This window comes from Micromonospora sp. WMMD1128, assembly GCF_027497235.1.
GTDB lineage: Bacteria > Actinomycetota > Actinomycetes > Mycobacteriales > Micromonosporaceae > Micromonospora.
In genome coordinates, this window is record NZ_CP114902.1 from 661,605 (window position 1) to 678,941 (window position 17,337).

16 protein-coding genes are annotated in these 17,337 nt (G+C 72.4%); 10 read left to right on the forward strand and 6 right to left on the reverse strand.

Going from position 1 to position 17,337, the window contains the following annotated elements; all coding sequences use genetic code 11:
- Positions 1 to 90: 90 nt before the first annotated feature.
- The 4 genes from O7602_RS03295 to O7602_RS03310 all read right to left on the reverse strand — a co-directional run bounded on the left by O7602_RS03295 (position 91) and on the right by O7602_RS03310 (position 4,199).
- The gene (locus tag O7602_RS03295; RefSeq protein ID WP_281590090.1) at positions 91 to 1,482 is read right to left on the reverse strand and encodes a metallopeptidase TldD-related protein; all 1,392 of its coding nucleotides are present in this window, start codon (positions 1,480 to 1,482) and stop codon (positions 91 to 93) included.
- A gap of 53 nt (positions 1,483 to 1,535) precedes the next feature.
- Entirely contained in the window at positions 1,536 to 2,969 is a 1,434-nt protein-coding gene (locus O7602_RS03300; protein WP_281586758.1) for a TldD/PmbA family protein, read from the reverse strand.
- Between the two features lie 32 nt (positions 2,970 to 3,001).
- Positions 3,002 to 3,550 (reverse strand): Uma2 family endonuclease, encoded by a 549-nt coding sequence (locus O7602_RS03305; RefSeq protein WP_281586759.1) that lies wholly within the window; start codon positions 3,548 to 3,550, stop codon positions 3,002 to 3,004.
- A gap of 100 nt (positions 3,551 to 3,650) precedes the next feature.
- Complete coding sequence (locus tag O7602_RS03310) at positions 3,651 to 4,199, reverse strand: Uma2 family endonuclease (RefSeq protein ID WP_281586760.1); 549 nt, start codon at positions 4,197 to 4,199, stop codon at positions 3,651 to 3,653.
- A gap of 240 nt (positions 4,200 to 4,439) precedes the next feature.
- Here O7602_RS03310 and O7602_RS03315 point away from each other — a divergent pair, with 240 nt between their 5' ends.
- Genes O7602_RS03315 through O7602_RS03335 form a run of 5 tightly spaced genes read left to right on the forward strand, consistent with a single transcriptional unit; the run spans position 4,440 to position 10,435 of the window.
- Positions 4,440 to 5,543: an ABC transporter ATP-binding protein gene (locus tag O7602_RS03315; protein WP_281586761.1), complete on the forward strand. Its 1,104-nt coding sequence runs from the start codon at positions 4,440 to 4,442 to the stop codon at positions 5,541 to 5,543.
- Positions 5,540 to 6,655: a dipeptide ABC transporter ATP-binding protein gene (locus tag O7602_RS03320; protein ID WP_281586762.1), complete on the forward strand. Its 1,116-nt coding sequence runs from the start codon at positions 5,540 to 5,542 to the stop codon at positions 6,653 to 6,655. Before O7602_RS03315 ends, O7602_RS03320 begins: the two co-directional genes overlap by 4 nt.
- A complete protein-coding gene (locus O7602_RS03325) occupies positions 6,652 to 7,659 on the forward strand; it encodes an ABC transporter permease (protein ID WP_281586763.1) in 1,008 nt (335 codons plus the stop codon). The genes O7602_RS03320 and O7602_RS03325 overlap by 4 nt, the downstream gene beginning before the upstream one ends.
- An 11-nt stretch (positions 7,660 to 7,670) precedes the next feature.
- On the forward strand, positions 7,671 to 8,657 hold the full coding sequence (locus O7602_RS03330) for an ABC transporter permease (RefSeq protein ID WP_281586764.1): 987 nt from the start codon (positions 7,671 to 7,673) through the stop codon (positions 8,655 to 8,657).
- Positions 8,658 to 8,692: 35 nt separating this feature from the next.
- Positions 8,693 to 10,435, forward strand: a complete 1,743-nt coding sequence (locus tag O7602_RS03335; RefSeq protein ID WP_281586765.1) for an ABC transporter substrate-binding protein — start codon at positions 8,693 to 8,695, stop codon at positions 10,433 to 10,435.
- A gap of 74 nt (positions 10,436 to 10,509) precedes the next feature.
- Here O7602_RS03335 and O7602_RS03340 read toward each other — a convergent pair whose 3' ends face one another.
- Complete coding sequence (locus O7602_RS03340) at positions 10,510 to 12,654, reverse strand: prolyl oligopeptidase family serine peptidase (RefSeq protein WP_281586766.1); 2,145 nt, start codon at positions 12,652 to 12,654, stop codon at positions 10,510 to 10,512.
- Positions 12,655 to 12,741: 87 nt separating this feature from the next.
- Here O7602_RS03340 and mshB point away from each other — a divergent pair, with 87 nt between their 5' ends.
- The 3 genes from mshB to O7602_RS03355 all read left to right on the forward strand — a co-directional run bounded on the left by mshB (position 12,742) and on the right by O7602_RS03355 (position 14,753).
- Positions 12,742 to 13,665: an N-acetyl-1-D-myo-inositol-2-amino-2-deoxy-alpha-D-glucopyranoside deacetylase gene (mshB, locus tag O7602_RS03345; RefSeq protein WP_281586767.1), complete on the forward strand. Its 924-nt coding sequence runs from the start codon at positions 12,742 to 12,744 to the stop codon at positions 13,663 to 13,665.
- Entirely contained in the window at positions 13,662 to 14,156 is a 495-nt protein-coding gene (locus O7602_RS03350) for a hypothetical protein (protein ID WP_281586768.1), read from the forward strand. The genes mshB and O7602_RS03350 overlap by 4 nt, the downstream gene beginning before the upstream one ends.
- A 132-nt stretch (positions 14,157 to 14,288) precedes the next feature.
- The gene (locus O7602_RS03355) at positions 14,289 to 14,753 is read left to right on the forward strand and encodes a hypothetical protein (RefSeq protein ID WP_281586769.1); all 465 of its coding nucleotides are present in this window, start codon (positions 14,289 to 14,291) and stop codon (positions 14,751 to 14,753) included.
- 2 nt (positions 14,754 to 14,755) lie between these two features.
- Here the strand turns inward: O7602_RS03355 and O7602_RS03360 are convergent, their stop codons facing one another.
- Entirely contained in the window at positions 14,756 to 15,718 is a 963-nt protein-coding gene (locus tag O7602_RS03360) for a GNAT family N-acetyltransferase (RefSeq protein WP_281586770.1), read from the reverse strand.
- Between the two features lie 79 nt (positions 15,719 to 15,797).
- Here O7602_RS03360 and fdxA point away from each other — a divergent pair, with 79 nt between their 5' ends.
- Positions 15,798 to 16,124 carry a ferredoxin gene (gene fdxA, locus O7602_RS03365; protein ID WP_030490464.1) on the forward strand — a complete coding sequence of 109 codons (327 nt, stop codon included), beginning with the start codon at positions 15,798 to 15,800 and terminating at the stop codon, positions 16,122 to 16,124.
- Positions 16,121 to 17,230: a succinyldiaminopimelate transaminase gene (gene dapC / locus O7602_RS03370; protein WP_281590092.1), complete on the forward strand. Its 1,110-nt coding sequence runs from the start codon at positions 16,121 to 16,123 to the stop codon at positions 17,228 to 17,230. Before fdxA ends, dapC begins: the two co-directional genes overlap by 4 nt.
- Positions 17,231 to 17,337: the final 107 nt, after the last annotated feature.

Consider the following 17,337-nt stretch of genomic DNA (forward strand, 5'->3'; position numbering starts at 1 on the left):
CAGTGTCCCGTGTGTCCCGCTGGTTGGAAAGACCCGAATCATAATCAAGATGCGCGGCGCGCCGACCGGTCACCTGGCGGAGCCGACCGGTCAGCCGGACGCGCCGCCGGTGAAGTTCCACGAGGCCAACCGCAGCGCCGGCGCCTCCGACCAGAACCCTTCGACGCGGTCCGGCTGGCGGACCGCACACCGGCCGAGGCCGAGCACCCGACCCGGCCCCAGCGCGCGCGGATAGGACTCGGTGAACCGGAAGTCGCGCACCGCCCTGGTCGGCACGCCGTCCTCGATCAGCCACACACCGTTGCGGGTCAGCCCGGTGATCACCAACTGCTTCGGATCCAGCACCCGCGTGTACCAGAAGTCGCTCACCAGCAACCCGCGCCGCACGCCGGCGACCAGGGCCGCCGTGTCCGGGTCACCCACCGCACCGGTCACCCCGGCGCTCACCGGCCCGGCCACCACCCCGCCGGCCGGACTCCCCGCCGGCAGCAGGCGGACGTTGCGCGCGATCGGGCCGAACGTCGACCCGCCGGGCATGCCGTGCCCGGTGGACCCGGCGCCCGCCTCGGCCCCGCTGCGCCGGTCGTGCGCCACCGCCCCGGTGGTGCCCGCCTCCACCAGGGGCAACGCCCGCCGGGGCGTGCCCTCCAGGTCGAACGGCAGCATCGAGGCGTGCAACGGGTCGTCCACAAGCGTCACCGCCGGATCGAACTGGGCCGTGCCCGGCTCGGCGAAGGACTGCCCCTCGGTGTGCCGCTTGCCGTTGAAGCCGTACCAGGCGAGGTTGTGCAGCAGGTCCGCCACGGCCGCCGGCTCCAACACCACCTCGTACCGCCCCGCCGGCAACTCGACCGGGTCGGCCGCGGCCCGCGCCTTGGCCGCCGCGCGGGCGCCGAGCGCGGCGCCGTCCAGGTCGTCGAGGCGGTCGGCGCAGTGCCGGGCCACCCCGTCCGCGCCGCCGGTGCGGGCGATGCCGTCCATGGTCGCCTCGGCCGCCTGCCCCACCGCCGAGTGCCCGGCGGAGTTGACGAACGCCCCGGACAAGTACGCCGTGCGGCAGTAGCCGGCCGCCTCCAACCCCTCGACCGCGTCCACGAACGCGCGTACCCGGGTGGCCCGGTCGTCGGGGGACGCGAACGCGGTGGCCAGGTCGACGGCCGGGCCGGACGGCGTCGGGGTCGGCGCGGTGAGCCCCGGCCAGGCCGGGTCGAGCGGGGCGAGCCGGGCCGCCGCCCGGGTCCGCTCGACGAGCGCGGCCAGCCCGTCCGGGTCGACCCGACTGCCGCCGCCCGTGGCGGTCCGGCCGTCCACGTGCAGCCGCAGGTGCACGGCGGTGCCGTTCTCGGCCACGTTCTGGTGGATGAACGAGTTGGCGAACCGGGTCAGGGCCAGCTCGGAGCGGGTGACGAGCACCTCGACCTCGGCGGCCGGTCCGGCCGCGCGCCCGACCAGCTCCACCACCCGGGCCGCGAGATCGCTCACGCCGTGCCGACCGGGCGTGCGCTCACGGCCCTCGCTGCGCTCGGTGCGTTCGCTCACGCGCGCACCCCCACGCGGACGCCGCGGAACCGGGCCGGCGCGGCCGGGTGACCGGTGTGCCCGACCTGGCCGGGCTGCCCCTTGCCGCAGTTGGGCGTGCCCCAGGCGACGCTTTCCGAGGAGAGCATGTCCATCGAGCGCCAGAAGACCGGCCCGATGCCGGTGTAGGTCGGGTTGCGCAGCATCCGCCCCCGGCGGCCGTTGCGCACCTCCCAGCCGACCTCGCAGCCGAACTGGAAGTTGAGCCGCTTGTCGTCGATCGACCAGGACCTGTTGATGTCCATCAGCACCCCGTCGTCGGTGGCCGCGATGATCTCGTCGAGCGTGTGCGGGCCCGGTTCGAGGCCCACGTTCGTCATCCGCACCATCGGCAGCCGGGCCCAGCCGTCGGCGCGTACGCTGCCGCCGTGATCCAGGCCGGCGACGGCGGCCGAGTCGCGGCCGGCGAGCACGCCCACCCACCGGCCCTCGCGGACCGCGTCCCGGCGGACCGCCGGGGAACCCTCGTCGTCGAAGCCGAAGCTGCCGAGCGCGCCCGGGATGGTCGGGTCGATGGTCACGTTCATCAGCTCCGAGCCGTAGCGCAGCGAGCCGAGGCGGGTCAGGTCGAGCCAGGAGGTGCCGGCGAAGGCCGCCTCCCAGCCGAGGATGCGGTCCAGCTCGATGGCGTGCCCGACCGACTCGTGGATCTGCAACGCGAGCTGCTCGCCGCCGAGGATCAGGTCGGTCTCGCCGGCCGGGCACTCCGGCGCGGTGAGCAGCTCCCGGGACTCCTCCGCGATCCGGGCCGCGTGCGCGGCCAGGTCGAGCGAGGTGACCAGCTCCCAGCCGGTGGTGCCGTACTGCCCGCGGTAGCTCGGGTAGGACCGGCGTTGGGTCTCGCCGTCGCCGATCGAGGTGGCCGAGATGCCGCCGCCGCACTCCCGGATGTGCTGGTCGATCCGGTGGCCCTCGCTGGAGACGAACCACTTCGTCGTGTCCCAGATCTGGTAGAGCCCCTCGGCCAGGTCGGCGCCGTGCTCCCGCATCGTGGCGGTGGCGCCGACAAGCAGGTCGCCCTTTGTCGACAGCGGCACCCCGAGCGGGTCGACCGCGCACTCCGAGGCCCAGCTCGCCACCGCCGCGTCGACAGGCACCAGGTCGATCGGCGGGCCGGGAACCCGCGCGCTCGCGGCGGCGATCACCGCGGCGCGCCGGCCGGCGTCGCGGGCCGCGGCGTCGGACAGCTCGGGTACGGCGTGGAAGCCCCACCCGGAGCCGACCAGGGCGCGCACGCCCAGCCCGATGCTCTCGTGCTGGGTCAGCTCCTCGACGTCGCCGTTGCGGGCCGACATCGACTCGTAGCGGCGGTGCATCACCCGGGCGTCGGCGTAGCGGGCGCCCGCGTCGAGGGCGGCCTGCACGGCGGCGGTCGCCGCATCGAATCCCATGCGCCGACCCTAGGCGAGCGCACCGACATCCGTCAGGGGACGAGATCCTCCGGCCGGATCGTGGCCCGGACGGGTTCGGACAGTTCCAGCACGTCGCCGGGCTTGGTCACCGACACCTCCCGGTAGTGCCGCCCCTGCCGTCGGTAGAGGTGCAGCGTGCCGTTCTCCTGCTCGACGAGCAGGTACCACTCGATCTCGGCAGCGGCGTAGTAGTGCATCTTGAGCACCTTGTCGGTGGCCGCGTTGCCGGGTGAGATGACCTCGCAGACGAGCTGCACGTCCCGCGCCTCGATCATCGGCTCGTCGAAGTCGATCGGCTCGGTGACGACCAGATCGGGAATGGGGATCCGGCCCGGCCGGAGCCGGACGTTCACGGTCTCCAACAGTTCCAGGCCCACGCGGCGCGCCGCCGTCTCCAGCAGGTTGCCGAGGTCGCGTTGGATCCGCTGGTGTCGCGGGGTTGGTGCCGGCGTCACGTGAAGGCTCCCGTCGAAGAGTTCGACGCGTTGCTGCGTCTCCCCGAGAGAGAGGTATTCCTCTTCGGTCCACGGGCCGTCGTGGTCGAACACCGCCGCCGTCATGGCTGACCTCCACCTCGCGTCGCCGGCATCGTGGCCGCTGCACGCGTTTCATCGTCGCGCTTCGCGTCCGCCGCCGGAGCAACGCTGCCGAGTCGTGCGGTCAACCGAGCAGATCCTCCGGCCGGATAGTGACGCGTACGGGTTGGTGCAGGTTCAGTGTGTCGCCCCGCTTCGCAACGGAATGCTCGACGTAGTGCGTGTCCTGCCGCCGGTAGAGGCGCATGGTCAACGTGTCCTGTTCGACCAGCAGGTACCACTCGATCTGCGCTGCGGCGTAGTAGTGCATCTTGAGCACCTTGTCGGTCGCCGCGTGGCTAGGTGAGATGACCTCGCAGACCAGACGGACGTCGCTGGCCTCGATCACCGGTATGCGCAGGTCGATGTCGTCGGTGATGACCAGGTCGGGGATGGGGATGCGTCCAGGCCGCAGTCGTACGTTCACGGCTTCGAGCACCCGCAGGCCGGCCTTTCGCACCGGCGCGCGGAAGATCGCGCGAAGTTCACCGGAGATGTTCTGATGCAGCGGGGTGGGACCAGGGGTCACGTAGAGGCTCCAGTCGAAGAGTTCGACGCGTTGCTGCGTCTCCCCGAGAGAGAGGTATTCCTCTTCGGTCCACGGGCCGTCGTGGTCGAACACCGCCGCCGTCATGGCTGACCTCCATCTCGTGTCGGCCGGGATCGTCAACCGTTCGCTCGGGACATCGTCGCACCTGCGGTGCGGTGACCGTGTCGCTACGGTGAGCCATGCCTGGTGAATGTCCCAGGTGGCGGGCTGCGGGTCGGAGACCCAGTCGTTACGCTCTGACCGCTGACAGACCGCTCGATGTAGCTTATTTTCGCCTCCAGAGGGTTGCTGTAGGTTCTCTTCATTACCGAAGGGGAGGCGGTCATGAGCAGGTCGGAGACGGCGCTGTCCGGGGAGCCGGACCGCCCCGAGGTGCCGGAGCAACGCACCGCCGACGCGCCGTATCTCCAGGTCACGGACCTGCGGGTGCGGTTCGACACCGAGGACGGTGTGGTCCGGGCCGTGGACGGGGTGTCGTTCGCCGTCCAGCGGGGTCGCACGCTTGGCATCGTGGGCGAGTCCGGCTCCGGCAAGAGCGTGACGTCGTTGGCGATCCTCGGGCTGCACAACTCCACGCGCGCCACCATCACCGGGGAGATCTCCGTCGGCGGGCGTCAGCTTGTCGGCCTGCCCGAGGAGGAGGTACGGCGGCTGCGGGGCCGGGACATGGCGATGATCTTCCAGGATCCGCTGTCGGCGTTGCACCCCTACTTCACGGTGGGCAGGCAGATCGCCGAGGCGTACCGGGTGCACCACCCGAAGGCCGGCCGACGGGAGGCCCGGACGCGGGCGGTGGACATGCTGGGCCGGGTGGGCATCCCGCAGCCCGAGCGGCGGTACGAGCAGTATCCGCACGAGTTCTCCGGCGGCATGCGGCAGCGCGCGATGATCGCGATGGCCCTGGTCAACGACCCGGACCTGCTGATCGCCGACGAGCCGACCACGGCGTTGGACGTGACCGTGCAGGCGCAGATCCTGGACCTCCTCGCCGACCTCCAGGCGGAGTTCCGCTCGGCGATCATCCTGATCACCCACGACCTGGGCGTGGTGTCGCAGGTCGCCGACGACGTGCTTGTCATGTACGGGGGACGGGCGGTGGAGCGGGGCAGCGTGGCGCAGGTGCTGCGGGCGCCGCAGCATCCGTACACCTGGGGGTTGCTGTCGAGCGTGCCGTCGTTGCACGGCGACGCGGACGCGGACCTGGTGCCCATCCCGGGCAACCCGCCCAGCCTGATCAACCTGCCGCCGGGGTGCGCGTTCCACCCGCGGTGCCGGTACGCCGACGTCAACGGCGACCGGTCCCGCACCGCGGTCCCGCGGTTGCGCGACGCCGGCCAGCCGGGGCATCTGGTGGCCTGTCACCTGTCCGCGGCGGACCGGCAGCGGATCCACCGCGACGAGATCGCCCAGGGGGGAGTGGTCCGATGAGCATCGATGCGACAGCCGGCCGGTCGGCCCCGACCACGACGCCGGCCGAGACCGGGCCGCTGCTGTCGGTACGCGGGCTGACCAAACACTTCCCCGTCCGCGAGGGACTGCGGGGCAGGGGGGCGGTGCGGGCGGTCGACGGGCTCGACTTCGACGTGCGGCCGGGGGAGACCCTCGGCCTGGTGGGGGAGTCGGGGTGCGGCAAGACCACCACCGGGCGCATGCTGGTGCGGCTGCTGGAACCGACCGCCGGCAGCATCATGTTCGCCGGCCGGGACATCACCCACGCCGGCCGCCGTGAGCTGCGCTCGCTGCGGCAGGACCTGCAGGTCATCTTCCAGGACCCGTACGCGTCGTTGAACCCCCGCCACACCGTCGGGCGGATCGTGGCGATGCCGTTGCAGGTCAACCGGATCACCCCGCCCGGCGGGGTGCGGAAGCGGGTCCAGGAGCTGCTGGAACTCGTCGGGTTGAACCCGGAGCACTACAACAGGTACCCGCACGAGTTCTCCGGCGGGCAACGTCAACGCATCGGCATCGCCCGGGCGCTGGCCCTGGAACCGAAACTCATCGTCGCCGACGAACCCGTCAGCGCGCTCGACGTCTCCATCCAGGCGCAGGTCATCAACCTGCTGCGCGACCTGCAACGCGACCTCGACCTGGCGTTCGTGTTCATCGCCCACGACCTGGCCGTGATCCGCCACTTCAGCCACCGCGTGGCAGTCATGTACCTCGGCCGGATCGTCGAGATCGGCGACCGGGACGCCATCTACACCCGCCCGCAACACCCGTACACCCGGGCGTTGCTGTCGGCCATCCCCGACGTCACCACGCTCGGACCGGCCGGCCGCATCCGCCTCACCGGTGACGTGCCCACGCCGCTCAACCCGCCCTCCGGCTGCCGCTTCCGCACCCGCTGCTGGAAGGCCACCGACCGCTGCGCCACCGAAGAACCCGCGCTCGTCACCCGCGACGGCGGCAGCCAACTCACCGCCTGCCACTACTCGGAGAGCGGGCCGGTGCGAGCCGCCGAGCCGGCCGGCGGCGGCGTTGTCGAGCCGGGGACGGTCGGGGGCGGCGACACCCCGGAACTCAAGGAGGTGGCGGAATGAGCCTGTCCCCGGTCGAGGGCGTCGCGCTCGCCGAGATCGACTCACCGGGTGACGGCGACGAGCGCCGGGACCGGGAGTTCGTCGGCCGCTCGCCCGGCCAGCTCGCCCTGGCGCGGCTGCGGCGGGACCGCACCGCCCTGGTCAGCGGCGCGCTGCTGGTCTTCTTCGTGCTCGTCGCGCTCGCCGTCCCGCTGATCCAGGCGCTGTACGGGGTGGGGCCGAAGGAGCAGTTCCAGAGCCGGCTCGACGGCTACGGCATGCCGCTCGGTTACGCCGGTGGCGTCACCGGCGAGCACTGGTTCGGGCTGGAACCCGGCCTGGGCCGGGACATCTTCGTCCGGATGGTGCACGGCCTGCGCACGTCGCTGTTCATCGCGTTCGCCGCCGCCGTGCTGACCGCCGTGATCGGCGTGACACTGGGTACGCTCGCCGGCTACCTGGGCGGCTGGCTGGACACGGTGATCAACTGGATCACCGACCTGACCCTGGCCATGCCGTTCCTGATCATCGCGCTGGCGCTGATGCCGACCGTGGCGCTGCGCTTCTACGGCCCACGGGAGGCCGTCCCGGCGTACTTCCAGATCGGGGTGCTCATCGCGATCTTCGCGCTGTTCGGCTGGACCAGCACCGCCCGCCTGGTCCGGGGTCAGATCATCGCGCTGCGCGAGCGCGAGTTCGTGGAGGCGGCCCGGGCCAGCGGCGCCGGGCTGGGACACATGCTGTTCCGGCAGTTGCTGCCGAACGTCTGGGCGCCGATCCTGGTCGCCTTCTCGCTCGCGGTGCCGCAATACATCACGAGCGAGGCGGCACTGTCGTTCATCGGCGTCGGGCTGACCGACGAGACGCCGAGCTTCGGGCGGATGATCTACCGCAGCCTCGACTACCTCCAGACCGACCCGGCGTACGTCTTCTTCCCCGGCATCACGATCTTCGCGCTCGTGTTCGCCTTCAACCTCTTCGGCGACGCGCTGCGCGACGCGCTCGACCCGAAGTCGTCCCGGTAGGAGGCCGACCCATGACGCGTTTCCTCGTCCGCCGGCTGCTCTCGGCCGCGCTCACGCTCTTCGCGGTGAGCGTGCTCAGCTTCCTGATGTTCTTCGCCCTGCCCCGCGACCCGGTCAGCGGCATGTGCCCGAAGAACTGCAACCCGGAGCGGCTGGAACGGGTCCGCCAGGAGTTGGGCCTGCGCGATCCGCTGATCAGCCAGTACGCCGGTTACATGAAGGGCATCGTCACCGGCCGGGACCTGGGCAGCGCCCAGGGCGGTAGGTGCGACGCGCCCTGCCTCGGCTGGTCGTACGTCTCCAACGAGGCCGTCTCGGACACCATCGCCCGGGTGCTGCCGGTGACGCTGAGCATCGTCATCCCGGCCGCCGTCCTGTGGCTGTTGCTCGGCGTCGGCCTGGGCATGCTCTCGGCGCTGCGCCGCGGTAGCTGGCTGGACCGGGCGGCGATCGGCTTCTCCCTGACCGGCGCCTCCCTCCAGCTCTACTTCGTCGGCGCGGTGCTGCTCATCGTCTTCGTCTACAACCTGCGGCTGCTGCCGGTGCCCCGCTACACATCGCTCTTCGACGATCCGCTGAAGTGGGGCAGCGGGCTGGTGCTGGCCTGGATGGCGCTCGCCTTCCTCTTCTCCGCCATCTACGCCCGACTGTCCCGGGCCCAGATGCTGGAGACGCTGTCGGAGGACTTCGTCCGCACCGCGCGGGCCAAGGGCCTGGCCAAACGATCCGTCTACGGCCGGCACGCGCTGCGCGCCGCGATCACGCCGGTGGTGACCATCGCCGGGCTGGACGTCGGCGGCGCGCTCGGCGGGACCGTGATCACCGAGACGACCTTCGGCCTGAACGGGATGGGTCGGACCGCCGTCGACGCGGTCCGCGCCGGTGATCTGCCGACCATCATGGCGACCGTGCTGATCGCGGCCGTCTTCGTGGTGCTGGCGAACGTGGTGGTGGACCTGCTCTACGCCGTCATCGATCCCCGGGTGCGGCTGGGCTGAACGAACCCATCGAAACCAATTCCTGGAGGTAGAAGATGAGACGACCACGCGCAGTGGCCGCCGTCGGCGCCATCGCACTCGTGGTGGGGCTGGGCGCCTGCTCGAAGAACACGGGCGAGGGCACCGAGGTCGACGGCAACCGGCAGCAGACCGGCGTCATCGCGACCGACCCGAAGGACTCGCAGGGGCCGGCGGCGGAGGTGGACGGCGCGGCCAAGGGCGGCACGTTCACCATCATCCGGGAGACCTCCATCTCCCACCTGGACCCGCAGCGGACGTACTCGTTCGCCGGCCTGATGGCCAGCCCGCTCTTCGCGCGCTACCTGACCACCTGGAAGGACGACGGCAAGGGCGGCCTGGTCCTGGTGGGCGACCTGGCCGAGACCCCGGGCAAGAACGTCAACGACGACTGCAAGGTCTGGGAGTTCACCATCAAGGACGGGGTGAAGTTCGAGGACGGCAGCCCGATCACCGCCAAGGAGATCGCGTACGGCATCGCCCGCTCCTTCGACCCGGACCTCACCAGCGGTCCGACCTACATCCAGGAGTGGTTGGCCGACAGCCCGCAGTACGACACCAAGTGGGACTTCAAGAAGAACAAGACGTCGCTGCCGCCGGGTCTGACCACGCCGGACGACAAGACCCTGCGCTTCGAGTTCGCCAAGCCCCGCTGCGACCTGCCGTTCGCGGTCTCGCTGCCCACCACCGCGCCGCTGAAGCCGGAGAAGGACACCGGGGTCAACCTGGACCAGCGGCCGTTCTCGTCCGGCCCCTACAAGATCGCCAACAACCAGGTCGGCGTCCAGCTCACGCTGGACCGCAACCCGAACTGGGACCCGAAGACCGACCCGGTGCGGCACCAGTACCCGGACCAGTTCGTCTGGACCTTCGGCCCGACCGCGGACGCCGCCAACAACCGGGTGATCGCCGACAACGGCGCCGACCAGAGCGCGATCGCCTTCAACTCGGTGCCCGCCTCGCTCGTCGCCAAGGTCGCCGGTGACGCCGCGCTGAAGTCGCGGACGCTGCTGTCCCCGACCCCGAGCGCCAACCAGCTCGTGATCAACACCCAGCGGGTCAAGGACCTGAAGATCCGCCAGGCGCTCAACTACGCGATCGACCGCGAGGGCATGGTCAAGGCGCTCGGCGGACAGACCGTCGCCCAGCCGATCACCACCCTGATGCCGCCTTCCACCATCGGCTACAAGGCGTACGACGCCTACCCGGCGGGCGCCAACGGCAACACGGAGAAGGCGAAGGAACTGCTCGGCGGTCAGACGCCCGAGCTGGTCCTCGGCGTCGCCGACAACACCACCGAGCAGCAGCAGGCGGTGCAGCTCAAGGGCAACCTGGAGCGCGCCGGCTTCAAGATCACGGTCCGGAACATCCCGGACGACTCGAAGCTGGACGAGATCAAGAAGAAGGACAACCCGTGGGACCTCTACATCGGTAACTGGGCCGCCGACTGGCCGAGCGGCGCCTCGATCCTGCCGGTGCTCTACGACGGCCGCACCATCAAGGCCGAGGGCAACAGCAACCAGTCCTACTTCAACGACGACGCGATCAACGCCGAGATGGACCGGATCCTGGCCATGCCCCCGGCCGACCAGGGCCCGGAGTGGGGCAAGCTCGACGAGCGGATCATGAAGGAGTTCGCGCCCGTGGTCCCGCTCTACGTCGACGTGGCGTACAACGTGCACGGCTCCAAGGCCGGCGGCGTCTTCATCTCCTCCGTCTTCGGCTACCCGAACTTCATCAACGCCTACGTCAAGCAGTAGCGGCGGCGCGCCCGGCACGCGAGTGTTAATAGGGGGCCCCGCCTATACCGAATGCGTTAAGCGGGGCCCCCGCCTTACAGGTGGTGGAGGAGGAAATCCAGCTCCAGGGGGAGGAGGCGCTCCGCGACGCCGCCCGCCGCCAGGTGGCTGGCACCGGTCAGCGGCAGGACGGCATGCGGGCGGCCGGTGGACAGCAGCGCGGCCGAGAGCCGCAGCGTGTGCGCGGCCAGCACGTTGTCGTCGACCAGGCCGTGCACCAGCAGCATGGGCCGGGCCTCGGCCGGGTCGCCGAACGGCTCGGCGGCCAGCTCGACCAGCGAGTGGTGGGCGTAGACGTCCATGCCGTCCTCCGGCAGGCCCAGGTAACGCTCGGTGTAGGCGGTGTCGTACCAGGCCCAGTCGGTGACCGGCGCGCCGACGATCGCACACTTGAACAGCTCCGGATGGCGCAGCACCGCCAGGCCGGCGAGCCAGCCGCCGAACGACCATCCGCGCACCGCCACCCGGTCCAGGTCCAGGTCGGGGTGCTTGCCGGCGAGCGCGGTAAGCGCGTCCACCTGGTCGCTCAGGATCACGTCCGCGACCCGGCGGTGGATCGCCTTCTCGAACGAGGGCGCGATACCAGGCGTACCCCGGTTGTCGACGGTCACCACGGCGAAGCCCTGATCGGCCCACCACTGTCGTTCCAGCCAGGCGCCCCGCGCGGCGACGACCTCCTGGTGCCCCGGGCCGCCGTAGACGTCCACCAGCACCGGCAGCCGGGTGCCCTTCACGTGCTCGGCCGGGTAGAGCACGGCGCTCGGGAGCCGCCTGTCGGTCACCCGCACCAGCGTCGGTCGGGGAGCGTACGACGGGACGGCGGCGAGCGAACGCAACTCGCCCACCTCACGGTCGCCGTGCCAGATCCGCCAGCGGACCCCGGCGTGCTCGAGCGACGCGACCCCCACCGCGAGCGTGGACCCGCCGATCGCGGCGGTGTGCCAGCCGGGGTCGCTGCCCATCCGGCGGGCGTCCATCCCGCCGCCGATGGTGGTCCGCACCCGGTAGAGGTGGCTCTGGCTCGGCTCGCCCTCGCTCGCCTCGACGAGCAGGTCGGCGGCCGTGTTCGGGCCGCCCGGCAACCGTCCGACCACCCGCCGTACGTACAGCGAGGGCGGGGTGAGCAGCGTGCCGTCGGCGAACAGGCAGCGGGCGTCGTACCCGTCGTGGGCCAGCTCGCCCCCGACCAGCACCCGCCCGTCGGGCAGGTGCGCCGGCGTGCCGGGGATCGGCTCCACCCAGCGCGGGTCGGCCAGCTCGGCGTGCACCTGCGTCTCGCCGGTGCGCGGGTCCACCGCGAGCACCAGGCCGTGCTGCTGCGAGCGGCGCAGCACCGTGATCAGGGGCCCGCCGTCCGCCCACTCCACCGCGCTCAGATAGGGGTAGGTCTCCCGGTCCCAGTGCACGTCGACCCAGCCGTCGTCGAGGTCGAGCAGGTGCAGGCTGACCTCCGCGTTCGGGCCACCCGCCCGGGGGTACGCCACCGACGTCGGCGGGCTCGCCGGGTCGGCCGGGTCGTGCAGGTACCAGCGGGGCAGGCGGGACTCGTCGACCCGGGCGGCCAACACCGAGCGCCCGTCCGGGGCCCACCAGTAGCCCCGGTACCTGCGGAACTCCTCGGCCGCGATGTGCTCGGCCAGCCCCCAGGTCACCCCGCTGTCCTCGCCGGCGAGCAGGTTGTCCGTACCGTCCGGTTCGACCACCCGGAGCTGACCCCGGCGGACGCCCTCGGCGGTGTCGGTGACGTAGGCCAGCCGCTCGCCGGTCGGGTCGGGCCGGGGGTCGATCACCGGCCCGACGGTGGCCACCTCGACCACGTCGCCGTGCCCCAGGTCGGCCCGGAACAGCCGCCCGGCCAGCGCGAACACGGCCACCCGACCGGCCGCGTCGAGCGCGTACGAGCCGATGCCGCCGGCGCTGAGCCGCAGCCGCTCGCGCAGCGCCCGCTCGCCCGGCGCCACCCGCGCCGGTTCGGCGTCGGCGCCCAGCAGCACCGCCGGGTCCGCGACCAGACGCTCCTCGCCGGTGTCGACGTCGAGCAGCCAGAGCGCGTCGGCCGGATCCTCCGGTCCCGCGGAACGCAGGAAGAGCACCCGGGAGCCGTCCCCCGCGACGGTGACGGCGCGCGGCGCCCCGTGGCTGAACCGACGGGTACGGGCGGCCAGCTCGGGAAAGTCCACGCCTGCAGATCGTAGGCGGGCGTCGGGCGTGATGTGAGCGACCTGGGCGTACGCATCACCGTCGGGGCGGCAGGACCGCCGGTTAGAGTGACGGGCGTGACGACGCTGCCCGACCGACGCCTCCTGCTGGTCCATGCGCATCCCGACGACGAGTCGATCGGCACCGGCGCGACGATGGCGCACTACGCCGCCGCCGGCGCCCACGTCACGCTTGTGACCTGCACGCTCGGCGAGGAGGGCGAGATCCACGTGCCGGCGCTGGCGCGGCTGGCCGCGGCCGAGGCCGACCAGCTCGGCGGCTACCGGATCGGGGAGTTGGACGCGGCCTGCGCCGCGCTCGGCGTCACCGACCACCGGTTCCTCGGCGGTGCGGGCCGCTACCGCGACTCCGGGATGATGGGGTTGGTCACCAACGAGCACCCGCGGGCGTTCTGGCGGGCCGACCTGGACACCGCCGCCGGGCACCTGCTGGAGGTCATCCGCGAGGTCCGCCCCCAGGTCGTGGTCACGTACGACCCGAACGGCTTCTACGGCCACCCCGACCACATCCAGGCGCACCGGGTGGCGATGCGCGGGGTGGAGTTGGCCGCGGCCGAGGGGATCGCCCCGGCGAAGGTCTACTGGACGGCCATGCCGCGCAGCGTGCTCGACGCCGGCCTGGAGGCGTTCACCGAGTCGTCGGACAACCCGTTCGCCGGCATCTCCGACGTGTCGGAGTTGCCGTTCGGCACCCCGGACGCACAGATCGCGGCGCGGATCGACGCCACCGAGCGGCACGCCGCGAAGGAGGCGGCGATGCGCGCGCACGCCACCCAGATCCCGGCCAACTCCTGGCTGTACGCCATCGCCGGCAACTTCGGCGCCGAGTTCATGGGCGTCGAATACTTCACGCTCGCGGTCGGCGAGAAGGGTCCGGGCGCCGGCCCGTACGGCTGGGAGGACGACCTCTTCGCCGGGGTGGCCCCGGGCGGGCCGGACCGTTCCCCGGTCGCGGCGGCCGGTCTCCGGTGACGTCGCCCGCCGTACCCGTGTCGGTCCTTCCCGAGCCGCAGCCGCCCGCACCGCCGAGCCGGGCGGAGCGGACGCTCGACGGCGTGTTGCGGGTGGTCGGCGGCGTGGTGGCGGTGTGGGCCGGCGTGCTCGTCGCGCTGCTCGACCTGATCTTCGCGACCTGGGCCTGGGAGACGGTGCAGGGCCGCTCCGGTGGTGCGCAGGCGCTCGTCGGCATCGGGCTGGCGGTCGCCGGGATCGCCGCGGTGGCGGCGTCGACGGTGCTGCTGGGCTGGTTCGCGCACTCCTCGACCGGCAGCCGGTGGGCGGTGGCGCTGGCCGCGGTGCCGTGGTTCCTGGTGATCGTCGTGGGCGGGTTCCGGACCACCGAGGGTGACCTGGCTCTGGCCGGCGACAACGTGCTCGGCCTCGCGCTGATCGTGACCGGCGCGGTCACGTTCGCGGTGCTCGGTTTCCGGCACCTCGTGGCGCCGCCGCCCGCGCCGAGCTGACCGCCGCCGCCCGCGCCGGGCTGACCGCCGCTTCCCGCGCGGGCCGAGGTGCTGACGCCGCACAGGTGACGGTGGTAGACATTTCTGCCAGAGGCCCGCCGCGGCGGCGGGCGGTACGGCGGGAGGCGTGCGATGGGTCAGCGGTGGCGTGCGGTCGGCGTGCTGGCGGCCGGGTTGTTCGTGGTGAACGTGGTGGCCCGGCTGGTCATCACATTCGCCTTTCCGGACGACGACGCCGCCGCCGGCCGGGTCTCGCTCGTGATGTTCCTGGCGATCGGCCTGATCCTGGCCGGTGTCTCGTTCCGGTGGGGCGCCGACCGGCCGGTGGGGCACTGGGCCGGTGACCTGGCCGTCGCGGTGGTCACCGCGCTGGCGCTGACCGTGTTCGTCGGCCCGCTGCTCGTCGGCGAGAACCCGTTCGGCGGCGGCGCCGGCCTCTTCTTCGCCCAGATCTGGCTCTACCTGGCGGCCACCGCGGCCGGTGTGCTGATCGGTTTCCTGACCCTGACCGCGCTCGGCCGGGACTTCCGCTCCCGCCAGCTCAAGCGGTACGCCGAGCTGAAGCAGTCGCGGCCCCGCAAGGTCGTCCGCCGCTGACGTCAGGGCGCCACCCGGGTCAGGTAGGTGTGGTGGGTGGTGAAGCCGAGCCGGCGGTAGAGCCCGACGGCGGCGACGTTGCGCTGCTCCACCTGGAGGAACGCGCGGGTCGCGCCCTCGGCGGCGGCCCAGCCGGCCAGGGCGCGGACGACGGCGCCGGCGTACCCCTGCCGGCGGGCCTCCGGCAGCACCTCGAGCAGGCACACGCCGAGCCACCGGCCCTCGCCGGTGACCGTGCCGCGCCCCACCGCGAGCAGCCGGCCGTCGACCCGCAGCTCGGCGAAGCGGATCCGGTCCACGGCGGTGAGCACGTGCCGCGCGGCGTCCGGGAGGCCGCCCTTGCGGTCGGCGGCGACACCCAGCCAGTCGTCGGTGGGCGCGGCTTTCAGCGCCACGGGCGGCAGGTCGGCGGCGTCCGGCTGCGGCGCGGGGGCGGTCAGGGTGGCCAGTGGGACGGTCTGCACCAGCACCGGCGGGCGGGACGTCCAGCCGCGCGCGTCCAGCTCCGTGCCGACCGGGGCGGCCAGCGGCAGCGGCGTGTTCACCAGGGCCGGCTGGCCGTGGTCGGCGTACCAGCGTTGCACCGCGTCCAGCGCCGCGGGCAGCGGGCGGTCCGGGTCGCCGATCGGCAGCGCGCTGTTCGCCCGGCCGGTCCAGCCGGCGGCGGCGCGCAGCCGCCAGTCGCCGAGCCGTCCGCGTACCGGGGCCGGCCAGGCTTCGTCGGCGGCCGTCTCCAACGCGATCATCGCGGCGGCGGTCGGCCGGCGGGCCGGCGGCACCCGCCGGGCCCGGTGCACCTCGTCGACCGGGACGCGCAGCGGCCCGCCGTCGGTGGCCAACGTGATGTGGGTCTCGCTCAGCTCGACAAGCTCGCCGAGCGCGTCCGCGAACAGCGGTCGGCCCTCGCGAATCCCCACAATCCGGCGGACCACTATTCGGTATCCCACGTCCTGCTGTCGGAGCACGATCGACCCCCTCCCCGGCGAGATACTAGGCTCTTACCGTTGCGGATGATCGCGACGAGTCTTGCGGAGGAGAAGACCGGTGACCTACATCATCGCCGAGCCGTGCGTGGATGTGCTCGACAAGGCATGCATCGAGGAGTGCCCGGTCGACTGCATCTACGAGGGCAACCGGATGCTCTACATCCACCCCGACGAGTGCGTCGACTGTGGTGCCTGTGAGCCGGTCTGCCCGGTCGAAGCGATCTTCTACGAGGACGACGTGCCGGAGCAGTGGAAGGACTACACCGGCGCGAACTACGAGTTCTTCGAGGACCTGGGCTCGCCCGGGGGCGCCTCGAAGGTCGGCAAGGTGGAGAAGGACGCCACCTTCGTCGCCGCGCAGCCGCCGCGCGGCGAGGGCCACTGAGCCGGCCCACGCCGGTCTCGGCGCGGCTGCCCGAGTTCACCTGGGACACGCTGGACGCCGCGGCCACCACGGCCGCGGCGCACCCGGACGGTCTCATCAACCTCTCCATGGGTACGCCCGTCGACCCGGTGCCGCCGCTGATCCGGCGGGCGCTCGCCGACGCGTCGGACGCGCCGGGCTATCCGCTGACCGCCGGCACGCCCGCGCTGCGGGACGCCATCGCGGCCTGGGTGGCCCGTGCCTGCGGCGCGGGCGTCGACGGGCTGGGCGTGCTGCCCACGATCGGCTCCAAGGAGCTGGTGGCCTGGCTGCCCACGCTGCTCGGGCTCGGCCCCGGTGACGTGGTCGTGGTGCCGTCCGTCGCCTACCCGACGTACGAGGACGGGGCCCGGCTGGCCGGCGCGACCACGGTGCGCAGCGACTCGCTGACCGCGCTCGGTCCCGATCCCCGGGTCCGCCTGGTCTGGGTCAACTCGCCGGGTAACCCGACCGGTCGGGTGCTGCCCGCGGCCCACCTGCGCAAGGTGGTCGAGTGGGCCCGGGAGCGGGGCGCGGTGGTCGCCAGCGACGAGTGCTACCTGCCGCTGGGCTGGGACGCCGAACCCGTCTCGGTGCTCTCCCCGCAGGTGTGCGGCGGGTCGTACGCCGGCGTGCTGGCCGTGCACTCGCTCTCCAAGCGCTCCAACCTGGCCGGCTACCGGGCCGGCTTCGTGGCCGGCGACCCGGCGTTGACGGCGGAGCTTCTCAAGATCCGCAAGCACGCCGGCATGATCGTGCCGGCGCCGGTGCAGGCCGCCATGGTGGCCGCGCTCGGCGACCAGGCGCACGCCGACGCGCAGCGGGAGCGCTACCGGGCCCGCCGGGAGACGCTGCGGGCGGCGTTCACCGCCGCCGGTTTCACGGTCGAGCACTCCGAGGCCGGGCTCTATCTCTGGCTGACCCGCGACGAGGACTGCTGGGACACCGTCGACTGGCTGGCCCGGCGGGGGATCCTGGTCGCCGCCGGTGTCTTCTACGGCCCGGCCGGCGCCCGGCACGTGCGGGTGGCGCTCACCGAGTCCGACGCGCACATCAACGCGGTGCCCACCCGCCTCGCCGGCTCGTAAGGCGGGGGCCCCGCTTAACGCTTTCGGTAGAGGCGGGGCCCCTTCTTAACACCAGGTGTTAATAGGGGCCCCCGCCTTACACCCGGGCCTCGGCGGGACGGCGGGCG

Excerpts from the sequence above, each read along its gene's own strand:
- O7602_RS03300 (WP_281586758.1), bottom strand. The coding sequence starts at position 2,969 with ATGGGATTCGATGCGGCGACCGCCGCCGTGCAGGCCGCCCTCGACGCG.
- O7602_RS03305 (WP_281586759.1), bottom strand. The coding sequence starts at position 3,550 with ATGACGGCGGCGGTGTTCGACCACGACGGCCCGTGGACCGAAGAGGAA.
- O7602_RS03310 (WP_281586760.1), bottom strand. The coding sequence starts at position 4,199 with ATGACGGCGGCGGTGTTCGACCACGACGGCCCGTGGACCGAAGAGGAA.
- O7602_RS03315 (WP_281586761.1), top strand. The coding sequence starts at position 4,440 with ATGAGCAGGTCGGAGACGGCGCTGTCCGGGGAGCCGGACCGCCCCGAG.
- O7602_RS03320 (WP_281586762.1), top strand. The coding sequence starts at position 5,540 with ATGAGCATCGATGCGACAGCCGGCCGGTCGGCCCCGACCACGACGCCG.
- O7602_RS03325 (WP_281586763.1), top strand. The coding sequence starts at position 6,652 with ATGAGCCTGTCCCCGGTCGAGGGCGTCGCGCTCGCCGAGATCGACTCA.
- O7602_RS03330 (WP_281586764.1), top strand. The coding sequence starts at position 7,671 with ATGACGCGTTTCCTCGTCCGCCGGCTGCTCTCGGCCGCGCTCACGCTC.
- O7602_RS03335 (WP_281586765.1), top strand. The coding sequence starts at position 8,693 with ATGAGACGACCACGCGCAGTGGCCGCCGTCGGCGCCATCGCACTCGTG.
- O7602_RS03355 (WP_281586769.1), top strand. The coding sequence starts at position 14,289 with ATGGGTCAGCGGTGGCGTGCGGTCGGCGTGCTGGCGGCCGGGTTGTTC.